Here is a 17,465-nt window from a genome sequence, read left to right on the forward strand (position 1 = left end):
GGCGTGGCCCACGGCAGCACTGGTGGCAATACTTGCACGGTTAGAAATGACCCGGCGACAAGCCCGGTCTTTTAATCACCGGGCTGTTCGTCTGCTTCCGGATCTGGAAGGGTATTCGAGAAATGCTGCCATTTTTCGCGGCCCCCGCCATTTTCAAGAAAATTAATGAGTGCACTAATGGGTTTGCGATCGTATTTCTTGTCCGCTTCTTCCAAAAGAATGCTGACCGCTTTATTGAAATCAAACGCATCTCGGTAGGCTCTCGGGCTAACCATACCGACAAAAGCGTTTGCAACGGCAACAATCCGCGCCGCTTCATTGATAGCGGTCTCCTTTAACCCACGAGGATGGCCGGTGCCGTCCCAATGCTCCTGCAATTGACGGAGGGTTTCCGCAATAGGCAGATCAAATTTTACATTTTCAAGTAAATCCGCACTGGAAACGAGGCTTTCTCTAATGATACGCAGCTCCTCTTCCGTCAATCGTTCCGTCTTGGTCAGAATTTTGGACGGCACCAAAATCTTACCCAGGTTCATCAAATTACCGGAAATATCGACGGTTCGGATGACCCGTTCTGACGCTTTTAACTCTTCGGCAATCGCAACGGCTACTTCCGCGACCCAGACCGACTGATGAGCGGAATACGGATCCCGCTTATCAACAAAGGCCACCAATGCAGACACAAGACTGCGCAATACATTTTCCCGGCGCTCCCGCTCGGTCACGACTTCAGTTATGTCCTGAAATACCGCGAGCATGTTTTGCACATCATTTTGATCTGTTCTGAGCGGAATAATGTCAGACTTAACAATGCGATCCCCGTGCTGTGGATCCGGCAAATTCATAACCGCAGACTGAACCGCGTTATCCTGCCGGGCAAAATGAAGCATATCCAAAAGTTTTTTGGATGACTCAGGGTTCATAACGCTGGATAGTTTCCGGCCCAGAATTTCATCTTGAAGCAATTCTACATTATCTGCTGCCAACTTATTGGCAAATGCATATCGGTCACCCTGATCAAACACGGCTATTGCTGTTGGTTGCTGATCCGTAACGACTTTCAAAAATTCAGTACGCTCACGAAGTTCTTCGGCAACCTTTTTGTATTTCTCCGCAAGTTCCGCCGCTCTCAGCGACGTGCCGTGTCGCCAAACGGCCACAACGGTTCCGGTAATTCCCAGGATCAACAACAGAAAAACCCCCAGCATCGCGTTCCGCCGCTCCCGCGTCTCGGAAAGAGCTTCGATTGTCGTAACACTCCGCACCAGAAACCACGGTGCCCCCGAAATGGCCCGACCGGTCACAAGGACTTCATCTCCCAGATAGTTTGACTTAATTGCGAACAGACCCGGGTTCCGCGCCGCAAAGGCCGCTGCCAGCTTATCATCAGAGCTTACTCTGCGTTTGAGTGCAGGCGTTCCGTCCGCCAGCGGGGAGATATATTCGGTCAACGCTCCTCGTTCGCGGACGAGAAGGGTTTCCGCTGTTTTCTGAACTTCACCTGGCTGAAGAAGAAGGGGAAACAGGGACTTTCGGACCGTTCTAAGTCCAACGACAAATCCAATAACCTTGTTTGTATCCCCTTCTGACTGAACGGCAAAGATCGGATAAACAAACCCCATTGTCGGCTCGCCATCCAGCCCCTCATACAAATCTATTACAGCGGGTCTCCCTCGATCTGCCTCAGCGATGGCTGCACGGATTGCCGGATTCATCGGTGGCATATTTCCGCTGGAAACCAGAAGTGTTCCAGTCCGATCCGTCAGCGCAATCCCTGCCCGTCCCGGACGTGCGACATTGGCATTAATCTGTGGCTCCTCTGGCTCCCAAAACCCACTTATAACCGCATGATTGTTTAACAGGTTTATCAGATATCCAGCTTCAGGTACCTCTGTAACCTTAAGACCGTTTTCTTCCGTATCAAGAACCAGTTGAGTAAGATAAACCTGCAGGGACGCGTTCTCAGAAAGACTACTGATCGCTGATTTTTGTTCGGCCAACCACCCTTCAACCGCTGCCACACGGCTATCGGCGACAATACCCAACCGGATCTCCCAGTTTTGGATATCCCGATCATGCTGTTTTCCAACAAAGCTGATTGTACCCCAAACGCCCAGCGCAACCACGAGAGCAAGACTTATTGCACCCAACCATACCATCCGATAGGTCCGTTTGTTTTCATAAGTCTCTTCTTGAATGTCTGACATACAATTATCCCGCGATTTTTCACAAAATATGCCTGCAATGAGTTTACGAAACGTAAACCATACTGACAAAATGGCGAGATAACGAAAAATTCATCACACCATCCCCGTTATCGTTAATAATTTTTAACGATATCATTGCGTATATTAGGTGATAACAAAGCAAAATGAATAGATTTATTAGTAGGCTCATGAACAGATATACTAAATTGCCGAGGCGATTGCTGATGACCTGCACATTTGCGTGCAGTTTGATGATGGTACCTCACATACCATCTGCTCAGGCTGTTGGTATTTTCGGTTTTAAAGAATATGCTCATGATGATCTGAAACCGTTTCCTAAATGGAAAAATGTTTTGGAAACTTATAAAGATACCCCGGGCGACTGCGATAATGGTCAGCTAAACGCCTGCGCTTATGCCAAATGGGAAGAACTTGTCGAAGGATTAAAGGGCAAGCCGAAAAAGTATCAGTTAGAGCGGGTTAATACCTATATCAACCTCCACAGATATATCCTGGATCCTATCAACTGGGGCGTAAAAGACTATTGGGAAATACCCAAAGAATTTTTTGCCCGTTTTGGCGACTGTGAAGACTATGCCATCGTCAAATATTTCACGCTGCGTTCCTTGGGCTGGAAAGCCGAAGACATGAAGATCGTGGTGCTTCAGGATCTGAACCTTAGAATAGCCCATGCGGTGTTAGCGGTTCAATTCGACAAAAAAGAAGTCGTGCTCGATAATCAGATCGGACTGGTTATTGATGCAAAAAGAATAAGGCATTACCGACCCATCTATTCGGTAAATGAACAAGGCTGGTGGCGTTATAAACCTTAAGGTCTGAGGACAAGCGTTTTGAATAAAAAAGGCCGCGTCTGGATGTTTCAGACGCGGCCTTTTTAATGATATTCCTAAAAGATTAGCTGTCGCCGTTTGGCAATGCATCTTCAAGAAGTGTAACACCCAGTGTGCTGTTCAAACGACCCATGGACGCCAGCAACCGGTATTTGGCAAATAGAACCGCATATTCGACAGTTGCCAAAGATGTTCTTGAGTTGAACAGTTCGTTATCCGAATCGAGCATATCAAGAAGATCTCGCTGTCCGATCTGGAATTCCTGACGGTATGTTGCAGCAACCTGACCGTTTGCAACAACCTGATCACTCAGAGCAGCTGCCCGAGCCTGTGATCGTGCAAGAGCACTCCAGCCCTGGCGAATTTCTTCTTCAACAAGACGCTCGAAACGCATCTGACGCTGTTTTGATTCTGAGTTACGTTCAACGGCTTCCCGTTGACGACCCAGATCAATACCACCGCGATACAGGTTGTACCGAAGACGAACCATTGCAGTGAAGTCTTCGTTATGCCCTTCAACACCATCAAGATTGTTGTCAGCGGACGCATCAAGTTCAAGATTTACAGTAGGGTAGAAATTCGCTTCTGCAGCGGTAATTTCGGCAGTCGACGTCCGAACATCTGCTTTCGCAAAACGAATGTCTGGATTACTTTCCATTGCGATTGCAATGATATCTTCCAGATTTTCGGGAAGGGCACCATCGTTAAATGTTGGCAATTCCAGATTTACAGGAGCTTCACCAACCAGGCGGCGGTATGCGATTTCAGACGTATCGAGCTGACGCAGAGTTTCGACAAGAACAGCTTCCGCAGCGGAGACCCGCGCTTCAGTTTGTTGCGTGTCACCAACGCCGCTTTGTCCAGCTTCAACGCGGTCCTGAATTTCGCGAAGTGTCCGTTTGTGGATTTCGAGATTTTCTGTTGCCAGATTAACAACCTCTAGGTTCCGCAAAACATCGAGATATGCCTGTACAACATCCAAGCCAATCGCTTCAGAGCGTTCGCGAACCCGATAAGCCGCGCCATCGATCCGATGTCCCTGACGTTCAACTTCCGCAGCACGCGCGCCACCGTCAAACAATGTCTGGGAAATTGACAGGCTGCTTTCTGTGCGGCCAAGCCACTCTTGGTTAATGGACGTTGTATTTGTCCATTCCTGTCCACCGCCAATGGCGATATCAACAGTTGGATAATAAAGGCCTTCAGCCTGCTTCAGCTCTTGTCCGATCGCCCGGCGGTTTGCAGCCGCTTCAGCGATTTCCGGATAATTGCTTACTGTGGATTGCACGGCTTCGGCAAGCGTACCCGCCATAGCTGACGTTGAAAATAGCGCGCTACCAAAAATGGCTGCGACGACCGCTTTCGAAATCACAGTCCGAGTTGTGCTCGTGACTTCCATTGATTTCATACCCCTCTCCCAAATCTTGTTCAAATTCGTCAAACTCTAAATCGAGTACCCCTACTACCAATAGTTGGCTGGGATACCCGTTTGTTCCAGTACTGTCAAACATGGAGATGAGCAGACTGGGTTTAAATTTGTCCTAATGTACTCAAAGCGCTTGCATACAAACAACTGCATTATGGCAGTATCCATAAATAATCCTCGAAAATTCGCCGTTTGTGTCTTATTTGCAACGAATATTTCGCTTCAGTAATGATATATCCACACAAACCATGACGCGTGACAGAATCAATTCCACACAACATGGCATTCAGCGTCCTCGCTAACACGCTCCTGTCATTGCAAGAATCACGATATATCTTGCTCTTCTCCAACCTGTCACCTTCGAACGATGCTCTTTAAGAATCTTTTTGCTGTTTGGCATTGTTGCAGAGAGTCTTCACTGAACGCACTCTCAAATTTTATGGTTAACGGATATGTCTTATTTTATTGCGTCTTGTCCCAAAGTAACACCAACATGCAGGAAAATAAGGGTTTAATGGTGATGGGGAGGTCTCGATTTATTCGATTTTAATGGAAAAGAAGCGGGATTAAAGCGGGCATTAACAGCTTTTTCATCAAATAGCCGTTCAATGTCACGACATTAGGTAAAATTTTAGGCGTTGTTTTTCGACCATTTGACCGAAAAAGCAACATGGGGGATACCGCTTTACCGGGGTAAATCGGGAAGAAAACACATCTTTCGATACACGGTCAGGGCGTATTACTAGGATTTGCGAAAAGGGACAGGGGAAAAGGTATTTGATTCTTGATAATGGCTTTCAGCACATGTCACATCGATCAAATATCTGTTTCAACTTTGGAAACAGAAAACTATGACAGATAACAGTTCGACATCCGGTTTTGCCGCAGGCACTAAAGAGCAGACCGTAAACCAACAAGAACCCGCAGCGACAGAAGCCGCCGCAGGTTTAGAAACAGAAGATTGGGATATACGGCTATCTGATATTTCCAGGGCTGATTTGGATCCTCTATTAGGGTGTCTGGTTGCCCTAACCAAGATTTTTGAAGATCCTCGAACCCCGGATGCCTTGATATATGGTCTTCCACTAGAGGAAAACCGGCTGACGCCTCAGCTGTTCATGCGTGCCGCTGGCCGGGTAGGCATCAGTGCCAGAATGACCAATCGTAAACTCAACAAGATCCCGTCGGTCGTTCTACCGTCGGTTTTGTTGCTAAAGGATCGCAGGGCCTGCATCCTGCTAGAAACAAACGGCAAGTCAGCAACTGTGGTTTTCCCGGAATCGGGAGAAGGATCACAAACCATTTCAATGGATGATCTCGACGCCCAATATGCCGGATACGCGATTTTCCTGAGGCCGAAATTCAAATTCCGCGTGGAGCGGGACGAAACGCTATATGCCCGCAAAGGGTCATGGTTCTGGGGAACCATGTGGCAATTCTGGCCAACCTATCTTCAAGTGATGATCGCAGCAATGCTGATCAACAGCTTTGCCATTGCAAGCCCGCTTTTTATCATGAACGTTTATGATCGCGTGGTCCCGAACAAAGCGGTAGAAACACTTTGGGTCCTTGCCTTTGGTGTGATTACCGTTATCGGCTTTGACCTCGTGTTGAAATCCCTCAGGTCCTATTTTGTCGATAACGCGGGGAAAAGGGCGGACGTTCTGTTGTCCAGCCGCATTTTCGAACAGGTTCTCAACATTCAGGTTAAAGCCCGCCCCGCCTCTGCTGGTGCCTTTGCAAACCATTTGCGTGAATTTGAAACCTTGCGGGATTTTTTCGCGTCTGCAACCGTAACTGCGTTGGTGGATTTACCGTTCCTTGGGATTTTCCTGTTCATCATCTACCTGATCGGTGGCCCGATTGTGATCGTTCCAGCCATTGCCATACCAGCCGTTATTCTGATCGGGTTGTTTCTACAGTGGCCCATGCGCCGGGCTGTCGCCCAGAATACCGAAGAAAGCTCCCAGAAACATGGCGTAATCATCGAAACCATTTCAGCATTGGATACGGTCAAGAGCCTGGGTGTTGAGGGGCATATGCAAAAAGAATGGGAACGCTTCGTCGGACAAACGGCGGAAACAAGCGTCAATTCCCGCTTCTTTGCGGGGCTGGGGATAAACCTGTCGGCCGCGGCGATGCAGTTGGTGACCGTCGCTGTTGTTATTTACGGCGTCACTGAAATGACCAAACCTGACTCGACCATGACTGTTGGTGCATTGATTGCATCCACCATTCTTACGGGCCGAACAATGGCACCGCTCGGACAGATTGCCGCTCTGCTAACCCGCCTCAACCAGGCGATTGTTGCGCTAAAAGGCCTGAACCAGATCATGAACCTGCCGGTGGAACGCTCCTCTGAAAAAAGACAGTTGAGCAGGCCACATATTTCCGGTGATGTCGAGTTCAAGGATGTCACTTTCAAATACCCTGGAACAGACCTGCCTGCGCTGTCGGACGTCTCGTTCAAGATCAAGGCTGGCGAAAAAGTAGCGATCATCGGTCCCGTCGGGTCAGGCAAGACAACGATTTCCCGCTTACTGATTAATCTTTACGAACCGGATGAGGGCGCCGTTCTGGTGGATGGAACAGACATTCGTCAGATTGATCCTTCTGATATTCGCAAGTCCATTGGAAGTGTCATGCAGGATGTCACACTTTTCCACGGAACCGTTCGCCATAACATAACAATGGGACACCCTCAGGCGGATGACGAGATGATCCTCAATGCAGCCAAACTTGCTGGTGTCCATGACTTTATCAGTCGCCATCCGCATGGATATGACCTCCATGTGGGGGAAAAAGGTGCGACCCTGTCCGGCGGACAAAGACAATCGCTGGGCATCGCACGTGCCTTGCTTCCCAATCCACCCGTCTTGATGTTCGATGAACCGACCAGCTCCATGGACTTGAACTCTGAACGCCGCTTCATCAATCGATTGAAAGAGTATGCAGAAGACAAAACCCTGATTCTGGTAACTCATCGCACGTCACTATTTTCACTTGTCGATCGGATCATCGTTCTGGGCAATGGCAAGGTTGTTGCCGATGGCCCTCGCGATGAAGTGCTGAAGGTTGGGCAACGCCCAGGCCGTAAACCTGCACAAAAAGCTAGCTGAACCGAAGACAAACTGAGTGAATGAAAGACAAATAGGCAAAAAAATGTCCGACAAAATTCAATGGAGTGATACCGATTTTACCTCAGATGTTGTGTCAGCGAAGATGCAGGGCCCAAACCCTAAATCCTTTCTGCTTCTGTTTGGTGTAATCGCGTTTTTTGTAGCCGCTTATATTTGGGCGGATAATGCAATTCTGGACGAAGTGACCCGCGGTGATGGAAAGGTTATTCCATCAAGTCAGGTACAGGTTATTCAAAATCTTGAAGGTGGTATCCTGAAAGAACTGTTGGTACGAGAAGGCGAAGTTGTCGAGAAAGGACAAATCCTCCTACGGATCGATGATACTGGATTTGCCGCTCGGTTCGGTGAAATCGAATCCAATTATATGAATCTGATGGGGCGGGTAACCCGTCTGCGGGCTGAAGCCAACGGCACAGCACTTGAGTTCCCTCCGGAACTGCTGGCTGAAGCACCCGAAATCTCCGTTCGTGAACAAAATCTTTTCAATGCTCGTCAGGCTGAATTGCAATCTCAGATTTCTATTCTGCGCCAGCAGGCCCAACAGCGGAAGCAGGAGATTGCTGAAATCAATGGGAGGCTTGCACAGCTTCGCTCCAGCATAGCATTGGTCAATGAAGAACTGGCCATTACCGAGCCGCTGGCGGTAAAAGGAATTGTGCCAAAGGTGCAGCTTTTGCAGTTGAAACGACAGGTCAATGATCTGAAGGGCCAGATTTCGGCCTCGACATTAGCGCTCCCCAGAGCAAAAGGGGCCGTAAAGGAAGCCAATCAAAGGATTGAAGAGAAAATTCTGAACTTCAGAAGTCTTGCTTCTCAAGAGTTGAGTGTGGCGCGCGGTGAGTTTGAAGGCGTTCGCCAAACCATTCTGGCAGCCAAAGATCGGGTTACACGTACAGATGTCCGCTCCCCCTTGAAAGGGGAGGTCAAAGAGCTCAAAATCCAGACCGTCGGCGGGGTTGTTCGCCCCGGTCAGGATATTGTCGAGATTGTGCCTATTGAAGATAACCTGCTTGTGGAAGCCCGCATCAGACCTTCTGATATTGCGTTCCTACGCCCTGGTCAGAAAGCGACTGTCAAAATCACCGCCTATGACTTTTCGATTTATGGAGGACTGCCCGCTGAACTTGAACGGATTAGTCCAGATACCATTGTTGACGAAAAATCAGGAGAGACCTTCTATAAAATCATCGTCCGCACTAAAGAAAATTCTTTGAAACGCGGCGAAGAAATATACCCTATCAAACCGGGTATGGTCGCAACCGTGGATACCCTGACAGGTCACAAATCAGTCTTGGATTACATTTTGAAACCAATTCTGAAAACCAAAAATACCGCGCTGAGAGAACGCTGATGATCAGGAAATCATTCATCTCAACGCTTGCTGTCGCTGGTCTGATATCGATCGCGACAGGCAATGCCCGCGCTATTACGGACACAGATCTTGGCTTATTCGGAACGATTGAGATCGCCTCCGATGACCTGACATCGTTGCCGCAGTGGAAGAGGGTCATTTCCAGCTTTAAGGAGTTGGATAAACAGGCCGCCTTATGCGACCGGGACATCCAGAAATGTAAATCGCAACAAATGACCCTATGGCGCGCAAAGATTCAGGAATTAGAGCTGGAAACAGCCAACGCCAAGGTCCGACAAGTAAACAGCTTCATCAACAAATGGCGTATGACCACGGATGAAGAAACCTACAAACGTTCGGATCACTGGGCGGAACCGCTGGAATTTATTGTCAATGGCGGCGATTCCGAAGACTTTGCGATCATGAAATATATCAGTTTAAAGGAACTGGGCATCCCTGCATCAAGTATGAGAATTGTTGTGACCAATGATGTTCTTCGGGGGAAGACACACACCATACTCAGCGTTGATACAGGAAGTGAACGCTATGTTCTGGATTCTCAAAATAATACGATCTTGAGAGAGGATCTTGTGCGCTATTACGTTCCTTTTTACTCGTTAAATGAAACAAAAAGATGGGCCCACGTTCCTAAGCAGGCTGCCGATCTGAAAAAGGCAGCAGGGGTTGAAAAAAATGACTGAAACAATGGCCAGGTTAGAACTTAACAAATTCATGTCGGATGATGTACCGGATGAAAAACTGCCGTCTACATCCAGACCCCTGAAAATCGGGGCCTTAATAGCGATTGTTCTGCTGATCATTTGCTACTTTGCATCCGACTTCTTTATTAATAAGCAAAAAGCACAGATCCTGCAGGAATTGAAAACCCGCCAGGAAATCACCGTTGTCAGCAAAGCCGAAATTGTTCGAACCTGGATTGGCCAGACGGGTCAACGGGCCAATCAAATTGTGAACAATCCGTTGTTTCGTCTTTTTGCGGCTGAAATCAATCAAGCAAAAACAGACGACTTACCCCGGGCACTGGCGGAGCAACTGCCCTATATGCAAAATGCGATTACCAGCTTCACACAGGAAAGCGATGTTCTTTCAGCCTATCTTGTGGGGGCGAATGGTCGGGCCTATCTCGCCTCCAGCGGGGCTTCGGGTTTGAGTGATCAACAACGTGAGCTTGCGATCGCGCAATATGCTTCCAAATCAATTACAACCTCCCCTTTACGGGTCGTTGGAGAGACCCTTGTTTATGACTTTCTGATCCCTGTCCTTCCGGCGCAATCTGCTGACTCAGCAGAAAATGCAAAAGTCGCAGGTGTTCTTGTTATGACCGTACCAGCGTCTGGTCAGATCGCGGAAATTCTTAAGCCATCGCGTATTTCAACATCTGGCGAGAGGACCCGTTTTTATCAGATTTCGAATGATAACTACTTTGAGATCACTCCAACGTCACCTCCTTTTCTTGCAGAGCAGGCCTCGGAATTAACAAACCAGAAACCTCGCTCTTTCTCTGCCAAACAGCTTGAAGGTGAGCCTGATAGCGTTTATGGAATTGGTACAATCGTTCAAGGAACAAACTGGTATATTCTACAAGGCGAGACAGAGCGATCCGCCTTCGCCCCGCTAGAGACCTATGCGCTGGTCATCTACGGTATTGCTGCCAGTATTTTTGTTGTGGCCATGAGTGTTTTGGTTGGAATCTGGTTAAGCCTTCGCAGTTCAAATGCTAAAGCAATGGCCGACCAGTACCGGGATTTTGCCCATCAGATCAACGCGCAACGCCGCTTGTTAGGCAGTATCAACAACACAATTGATGACCTGATTTCTTTGACGGATGCGTCTGGGCGGTATGTTTATGCCAATCCGGCGCTCGCCCGTTTTGTTAATTTTCCAGTGCAATCCATTGCCGGCAAATCAGATCGGGACCTTTTTGGGGATGTTATTGCCCGGAAACTGACCGACCTAAACCAGCAAGTCATGGATACCAAGGAAACAGCCAGTCGAATTGTTGAAATGGAAATCCAAGGGGAAACACGTATCCTTCGCATTGAAAAAAGCCGCCTTATGGATGATGACGGCCAATTTATGGGTATCGTTTCCGTTGCTGGTGACATTACAGATTTCATCATGCATCAGCGCCAGAAAGAAGAACTCGGTCGCAAGACAATCTCGATTTTGGTTCACATTATGGAAGAAAACGATCCGTATTTGGCCGGGCATTCAAGCCGCATGAGCGAATTGTCTAATGCCGTAGCTGAAATCATGGAACTTCCCGAGGCAACAAAAGAAGCCATTCGCACAGGCGCCAATCTTTCACAGATCGGCAAGATTTCCATCCCGTCGGAGATCCGAACCAAGGAAGGTCGTCTAACCGAGCAGGAAATGGAGATTATGCGGGGCCATGTTGGCAAAGCAAAATCTGTCCTGTCTGACATGGAAATCGACCAATCGGTAGTTACTGCTGTTACCCATATGTATGAGCGACTGGATGGAAGCGGTTATCCAGCGCAGCTGAGCGGTGCCGAAATTGATATGTCCGGTCGAATTCTTGGCATTACAGATATTCTCGTGGCCCGCCTCTCACCCCGGTCTTATCGTGAAGCGATTAGCACTGAAGAAGCAATGGAAGTCTTTAGAAGCAATCCGGAGAAGTATGATCAGGACGTGGTCGTTGCACTGGACCAGTTCCTGACGACACCGGAAGGCGAGGCTTTCAAAGAGAATGTGAAAGAGGCCGCTATTCTAGAATAATCGGCGAACAGAATAGTCCAAACACTAAAGAAAGAGGGTCAGAAATGATCCTCTTTTTTAGGACTCGTCGGAAGGGAATGTTTCTTTCAATACCGCATCATCCACTGCGGATACTACACTATCCATACCACTGGTTAGGTTGTCAGCGTTCAACGCTGTATTGGGCACAGTGAGAACGCCGTTCTTTTCGCCCGGCACTGTTTCAAACTGGATCTCGTCCAAATGATCAGATGCTGCAATATTCAGGGCGTCAAATAACGCATCAAGATCGACAGGCTCTTCTTCCACAACGGCCGTAACTGCCTCTTCAGCCACTGATGGGATTGCATCAGCAGAGACTTTACCCAGCTCGTTTTTTGTTTCATCAGAGTTCGTCATACTCATCACCTATGCCGTCAGATACAAAACCAATGTTTCAACGGCTTCATTGCTATCACTAGAAAGGGCGCAAATTAAGCGTCAACCTATTAGTGCAATCTATAGAAAGTAAGGTCTGCAAACATCCCTCATATGAGGTATCTTCTTACAAATATGGTTATTTTTTAATAAAATTTTCGATATTTTTTAATAAAACCGCCATCAATTCGAATGAAATGGGCAATTAATCGTTTGAATTAAGGGTGTTAGAAAATTGGAAACTGGGGACTGCGATCCCCAATGCGGGCTGGTTTTTAGCCCGTATCGTTGCGGAATGAATACCTATTAAAGTATAGGTGTTTTCGGTTTTTATGAACAAGGGCGACCCTGAATCCCCATTGGTCGCATCGCAATCATGCAAAAATATCGGGGCTTTTTCCCCGTTCAATGTTCCGTACTGAACAATATCGCACCCCCGATGAACTGTCAGAACATGCGCAAAATCCCGACTGTAGCCAGCTTGAATGATATCGCCGGGCGAGCGGTTCTCTTTTATATACCTGCCCCCTTTTGATGAAGACACGGACACAAAGCCAAACTGATCTCCAAGGTCTTTATCAATCGTCAACACGGCCCAGTCATTCTGACGCTTCAGCGGATATTGATTGAGGTCCGGGAGTTTCTTAAACGCAGTTTTGTAAGAAAGGCCCTTTGCGGCGGCTACATATTTTCCTTTTTCATAGCCAAGAACGAAATGGAAATATTTTGCCTGCGACCAGCGTCGGGTTTTCTTATTCCAAAAACAATGCGCCGCGGTTAAAACCTTATTCCTTGCAATCAGGATTCCCGTACAAAACGAGCCATCTTTATTGATCCGGCCAATCGTATTCCAGGGAAATTGCTGAATATCAACCCGTTCGCGATCGTCATTGCCTTTGATACCCTGCAACTTCAAAGGGGCTGCGCCGGCAACAACGGGCCCAAGGCACAGCATAATACTGACCAGCCCGAACAGACGGGATAGACGGGGCAAACAGCAAAAGACCCTAGATTTTGGGAACATAAACGGCCATCCCAATTAAGAACAAATCATCCGCATGGCCAAAGAGCCTGCGACTGTGTAACAAACGTCGCCTTCTGATGTCTTGTAACGCCAGTGCCGTAAAGCACCGTCCTCGGCAATTTCATCGGGCTCTCCGGCCGCTTCCAGAATACCTTCAGGCGACGTCGTGCCGGCAATTTTCTCCAGAAGTTCCGCCTGCGATCGATCATTGCAGGCAGACAAACCGGCTGCTAAAAAACTTAGGAACACCAGATGAGATAAATATTGTTTCATCTATTGAGCTGACCTTCCAATTAAAGGGGTTGGAATAAACGGCAGTCTATTCAGACAGCCCTAGTCTAGCGAAAGAAAGTTGCAAGGACATTAACTGCCCCGCAAAGGAAATAAATATGAAACGACAGCAGGAAATCCTGGATTTTTGGTTTTTACCGCCAACCCATCCCGATTACGGAAAACCGCGAGAAGAATGGTTCTCTAAAAATGAGGAATTTGACGCACTGGTTCGAGATAATTTTCTTGAAGATTTTTCCAAAGCGATCGAGGGGCATTACCTGGATTGGACGGATACCGACATGGGATGCCTGGCACTAATCCTTTTGCTGGATCAGTTTTCCCGCAATATGTTTCGTGATGACCCAAAAGCGTTCAGTGCCGATGCAAAAGCAAGAGAAATTGCACGGCACATGATTGACCGGGGCTATTTTGACGGCTTGTCCACGCTGCATAAAAAGTTTGCCGCCCTGCCGTTCGAGCACAGCGAAAGTCTTCAGGATCAAGAATATTCCATGACGTTATTTAAGACATTTGGCGGAGAAGTCGACATAGACTACGCTCAACGACACTACGACATAATAAAAAAATTTGGTCGTTTTCCCCATCGAAACGCTGTATTGAACAGACAATCCACAGATGAAGAACGCGCATTTCTGAAAATGCCGGGCTCTTCCTTTTAAATCTATTGGGCGCGTAAAACAAAAACAGGAAATATCCATGAGCAACCTGAACGGAAAAGTTATTATTATTACTGGCGCCAGCCGGGGTATCGGTGCGGCCGCCGCAGTGGAATGTGCACGTCAGGGCGCAAAACTATCCATCAGCTCCAGAAACGCTGCTGACTGTGCAAATGTGCTTGAACAGATTGATGGAGTTGGTGGTGAGGCATTTGCAGCGAGCTGTGACGTTTCAGATTTCAACGCCGTCGAGCAATTGGTGAAAGAAACCATTGAACGGTTTGGCAAAATTGATGCAATCGTGAATAATGCGGGAATTGTAGACCCTGTTGGATTGATCGAAAATACAGACCCACAGGAATGGGCACGCAATATTTCCGTAAACCTTGTTGGTGTTTATAACGGCATCCGCAGTACCTTGCCGTATTTCTACAAGCAGGGCTCAGGAACAATTATCAATATCAGCTCTGGGGCTGCACATAACCCGCTTGAAGGTTGGAGCGCCTATTGCAGTGGCAAGGCGGGCGTCTACATGATGACCCGAGCAACGGCCCATGAAGCCGGTGAAAAAGGGGTAAAAGTCTTTGGTTTTGCCCCAGGTGTTGTTGATACCGACATGCAGGGTATCATTCGGGCCTCAGGTATTAACCGGGTAAGCCAGCTTCCACGGGAAAATCTGTCCCCATCCCACGAACCCGCTGCGGCAATTGCCTGGTTATGCGGCGAGCAGTCGGATGATCTTGCGGGTCAGGAACTGGATGTTCGCAACGAAGACCTGCGCAAACGCGTTGGCCTTCCTGCGATCGCTTAACCTGTTTAATTCAGGGTTCCCCAAAAGTCGTTTAACTCTTCTATTGAGATAGCATAGATTTCGGGAACCCTGATTTTATAATGCTCGCACTGGCATTTCAGAAATTCCAGTTCATTCAGATACTCTTCCTCTTTTTTAAACCGGATACTGATTTCCTCACGGCTCATGAGCTGTAAGGATCGGACACTCATCAAGACACGCCGCCGGTTTGCCTGTGCTGACTGATCCATCGATCGCGTCAACAAGCCGACAAATAGTTTGGACATGGAAAATAAAAGGTGCGACGGATATACAAGAACGCTGCTTCTAATGAATTTCCGCTGCTGTCGTTGTGAAAAAGGACCAATCACGTCCATTTTCGAGTTCAAATAAAGCCGGACCGCCTCTCTTCGACAACAGATGAGCGATCGTGGCATCATTATTGCCAGTTGAACAAAAGCAGGCAGATAAACACAAAGCTGCTCCAGCCTCAAAATTTTTGCCATAAATCGAAATTCAGCAAGCCAGAAACGTTTGTCGATGGACGGAAGGGCTGCCAGTTGCTCTTCAACCATCTCAATGAGATAATCCCGCTCAGATTGTTCCTGCTCCAGTAAATCGCGACGAAGATCGTTTGTCACCTTGTTTTCGATCAGGACCGGTCGTGCCCACGGAGAGAGAAACCCATTAACATTTTTCCACTCGATATCGTGCCGTGGCAACAATAGGGACGTAATTTTTTGAGAAGATACAGTATTTGAAGACACACGAAACCCCGATAGATTTAATCTCTGATCGGATAAACGTTCGGTGCGGGCCTAACGTGAGAAAAGCGTTAGAAGGAGAGAGACGCCACGGCCATTTTAATCGGCCCATCTTTCTTCTTATTCCAAAATTGCTCCACATACGCATTCCCGGTATCGGTGATTGTATCCCCCGGGCCAGACCATACACAGCGTCCTTCGTGCAGCATCGCAATATCATCTGACACTTTTGCCGCCGTGACCAGATTACTGGTGACAACAATGGCCGTACTACCCAGTTTACGGACATTTTCAATGATCAGGTCGTTGATCACATTACTCATGATCGGGTCCAGACCCGCGGTCGGCTCATCCAGAAACAAAATCGGTGGTTCTCCCGCCAGCGCACGGGCAATCCCAACCCGTTTTTGCATTCCACCGGACAATTCAGAGGGGAAAAGATCCACAACATCCGCTGACAGGCCGACGGCTCTCAGCTTTTCAACCGCTATTTCGCGGACATGCTCCCGACTGTTTCCTTTTTCCTGCAACAGACGAAAACCAATATTTTCCCAGACCGGCAGACCATCGAATAAGCCTGACCGCTGAAACAGAATGCCAAACTGATGTAAAAAATCGTCTCGCTCTGCACTATTGATGGACGGAGCTTTCGATCCTGCGATTTCGATTAATCCCGCATCAGGCTTAATCAAGCCAAGTATTGTTTTCAGCGTAAGCGTTTTTCCACTGCCTGATGGCCCGATCAGCGTCAGGATTTTTCCGGTTTCGACAGAAAGGGATACATCTGCCAGAGCCTGCACTTTGCCAAACCGCTTCTGTAATCCTTCGACCCGTATTTTCATCTGTTTTTGAGGCATGTATTTCTCTCTTTAAACGCTGAGTTTGCAGGCTACAGGATCGCCTTATGGAAGAAAACACGATAAATGCACAACCAAACTGTTTTTTGATCTTCCTGTTTTATTGGAATGCATATTGGCGAAGGAGAAAATGCAGTGTAAAAGAATTTTATGGACAAAATAATGAGCAAAATCCCCCCTTTTGAACCAGGCAGTGTCTGGTTGGTCGGGGCAGGACCGGGCGACCCTGGACTATTAACCCTCTACGCCATTGAAGGACTACGGCAAGCCGATGTCCTCGTTTACGATGCCCTTGTCAGCAAAGAAATCCTCTCGCTGACAGGTGAAGATTGTATTTTGGAATATGCGGGCAAACGGGGCGGAAAACCCTCGGCGAAACAAAATGATATCACAGAGCGCCTTGTCGCCCTTGCAAAAGAGGGCAAACGCGTGCTGCGCCTGAAGGGGGGCGATCCGTATATTTTCGGGCGGGGCGGTGAAGAAGCGCTGACGCTGGAAGCCAATAACATCCCCTTTCGTGTTATTCCTGCCGTCTCATCTGGCGTTGGCGGCCTTGCTTATGCAGGCATACCGCTTACGCATCGAAATACAAATTCCGCAGCGACTTTTTTAACCGGTCATGATGTGAACGGTGAAGTCCCAAGTGTCAATTGGGAGCATATTGCCAAAGGTTCTCCCGTCATTGTCGTTTATATGGGGATGAAACATATCCGCATCATTACCGAAAAACTGATCGGATTTGGACGGGACAAAGACGAGCCTGTTGCCATTATTGCGAATGCGACCCTTGCCAACCAGCAAGTCCTGAAAACAACACTTCAGAACGCTGGGGATGATGTGGAAAAAAGCGGCATTCAGCCCCCGGCCCTGATTGTTGTTGGACATGTGGTCGATCTGTCAGACCGGCTCGGCTGGTTTGCCAAAGTGGCGCAACCCTAACGCAAAG

15 protein-coding genes are annotated in these 17,465 nt (G+C 48.0%); 8 read left to right on the forward strand and 7 right to left on the reverse strand.

From position 1 onward, the window contains the following. Nucleotides 1-71: 71 nt before the first annotated feature. Complete coding sequence (locus OIR97_RS15235) at nucleotides 72-2,207, reverse strand: HD domain-containing phosphohydrolase (protein WP_169543092.1); 2,136 nt, start codon at nucleotides 2,205-2,207, stop codon at nucleotides 72-74. A gap of 224 nt (nucleotides 2,208-2,431) precedes the next feature. Between OIR97_RS15235 and OIR97_RS15240 the strand changes: the two genes are divergently transcribed. Then, nucleotides 2,432-3,040 carry a transglutaminase-like cysteine peptidase gene (locus tag OIR97_RS15240; RefSeq protein WP_169543093.1) on the forward strand — a complete coding sequence of 203 codons (609 nt, stop codon included), beginning with the start codon at nucleotides 2,432-2,434 and terminating at the stop codon, nucleotides 3,038-3,040. A gap of 82 nt (nucleotides 3,041-3,122) precedes the next feature. Here the strand turns inward: OIR97_RS15240 and OIR97_RS15245 are convergent, their stop codons facing one another. Beyond that, nucleotides 3,123-4,466: a TolC family outer membrane protein gene (locus OIR97_RS15245; protein WP_169543094.1), complete on the reverse strand. Its 1,344-nt coding sequence runs from the start codon at nucleotides 4,464-4,466 to the stop codon at nucleotides 3,123-3,125. A gap of 869 nt (nucleotides 4,467-5,335) precedes the next feature. On the opposite strand from OIR97_RS15245, the gene OIR97_RS15250 reads away from it, so the two are divergent. The 4 genes from OIR97_RS15250 to OIR97_RS15265 are packed head-to-tail and all read left to right on the forward strand — an operon-like array spanning nucleotide 5,336 to nucleotide 11,738. Continuing rightward, a complete protein-coding gene (locus OIR97_RS15250; RefSeq protein WP_169543095.1) occupies nucleotides 5,336-7,603 on the forward strand; it encodes a type I secretion system permease/ATPase in 2,268 nt (755 codons plus the stop codon). A gap of 43 nt (nucleotides 7,604-7,646) precedes the next feature. Further along, a complete protein-coding gene (locus OIR97_RS15255) occupies nucleotides 7,647-8,975 on the forward strand; it encodes an HlyD family type I secretion periplasmic adaptor subunit (RefSeq protein WP_169543096.1) in 1,329 nt (442 codons plus the stop codon). Beyond that, nucleotides 8,975-9,676 carry a transglutaminase-like cysteine peptidase gene (locus OIR97_RS15260; RefSeq protein ID WP_169543097.1) on the forward strand — a complete coding sequence of 234 codons (702 nt, stop codon included), beginning with the start codon at nucleotides 8,975-8,977 and terminating at the stop codon, nucleotides 9,674-9,676. The genes OIR97_RS15255 and OIR97_RS15260 overlap by 1 nt, the downstream gene beginning before the upstream one ends. Further along, nucleotides 9,669-11,738: an HD domain-containing phosphohydrolase gene (locus OIR97_RS15265; RefSeq protein ID WP_169543098.1), complete on the forward strand. Its 2,070-nt coding sequence runs from the start codon at nucleotides 9,669-9,671 to the stop codon at nucleotides 11,736-11,738. Before OIR97_RS15260 ends, OIR97_RS15265 begins: the two co-directional genes overlap by 8 nt. Nucleotides 11,739-11,795: 57 nt before the next feature. Here OIR97_RS15265 and OIR97_RS15270 read toward each other — a convergent pair whose 3' ends face one another. The 3 genes from OIR97_RS15270 to OIR97_RS15280 form a co-directional block, all read right to left on the reverse strand. Further along, a complete protein-coding gene (locus OIR97_RS15270; protein ID WP_169543099.1) occupies nucleotides 11,796-12,116 on the reverse strand; it encodes a hypothetical protein in 321 nt (106 codons plus the stop codon). Nucleotides 12,117-12,339: 223 nt separating this feature from the next. Then, nucleotides 12,340-13,128: a trypsin-like serine peptidase gene (locus tag OIR97_RS15275; RefSeq protein WP_169543100.1), complete on the reverse strand. Its 789-nt coding sequence runs from the start codon at nucleotides 13,126-13,128 to the stop codon at nucleotides 12,340-12,342. 45 nt (nucleotides 13,129-13,173) lie between these two features. Further along, the gene (locus OIR97_RS15280) at nucleotides 13,174-13,431 is read right to left on the reverse strand and encodes a hypothetical protein (RefSeq protein WP_169543101.1); all 258 of its coding nucleotides are present in this window, start codon (nucleotides 13,429-13,431) and stop codon (nucleotides 13,174-13,176) included. Between the two features lie 116 nt (nucleotides 13,432-13,547). Between OIR97_RS15280 and OIR97_RS15285 the strand changes: the two genes are divergently transcribed. Further along, complete coding sequence (locus tag OIR97_RS15285) at nucleotides 13,548-14,111, forward strand: DUF924 family protein (RefSeq protein ID WP_169543102.1); 564 nt, start codon at nucleotides 13,548-13,550, stop codon at nucleotides 14,109-14,111. 37 nt (nucleotides 14,112-14,148) lie between these two features. Next, complete coding sequence (locus OIR97_RS15290) at nucleotides 14,149-14,919, forward strand: SDR family NAD(P)-dependent oxidoreductase (RefSeq protein ID WP_169543103.1); 771 nt, start codon at nucleotides 14,149-14,151, stop codon at nucleotides 14,917-14,919. Between the two features lie 5 nt (nucleotides 14,920-14,924). Here the strand turns inward: OIR97_RS15290 and OIR97_RS15295 are convergent, their stop codons facing one another. After that, a complete protein-coding gene (locus tag OIR97_RS15295; RefSeq protein ID WP_169543104.1) occupies nucleotides 14,925-15,665 on the reverse strand; it encodes a hypothetical protein in 741 nt (246 codons plus the stop codon). A 68-nt stretch (nucleotides 15,666-15,733) separates the two neighbouring features. After that, on the reverse strand, nucleotides 15,734-16,519 hold the full coding sequence (locus tag OIR97_RS15300; RefSeq protein WP_169543105.1) for an ABC transporter ATP-binding protein: 786 nt from the start codon (nucleotides 16,517-16,519) through the stop codon (nucleotides 15,734-15,736). 162 nt (nucleotides 16,520-16,681) lie between these two features. On the opposite strand from OIR97_RS15300, the gene cobA reads away from it, so the two are divergent. Next, the gene (gene cobA / locus OIR97_RS15305; RefSeq protein ID WP_219821550.1) at nucleotides 16,682-17,458 is read left to right on the forward strand and encodes a uroporphyrinogen-III C-methyltransferase; all 777 of its coding nucleotides are present in this window, start codon (nucleotides 16,682-16,684) and stop codon (nucleotides 17,456-17,458) included. The last annotated feature ends 7 nt before the right edge of the window (nucleotides 17,459-17,465 follow it).

The sequence above is a fragment of the Sneathiella aquimaris genome (assembly GCF_026409565.1).
Taxonomy (GTDB): Bacteria; Pseudomonadota; Alphaproteobacteria; order Sneathiellales; family Sneathiellaceae; genus Sneathiella; species Sneathiella aquimaris.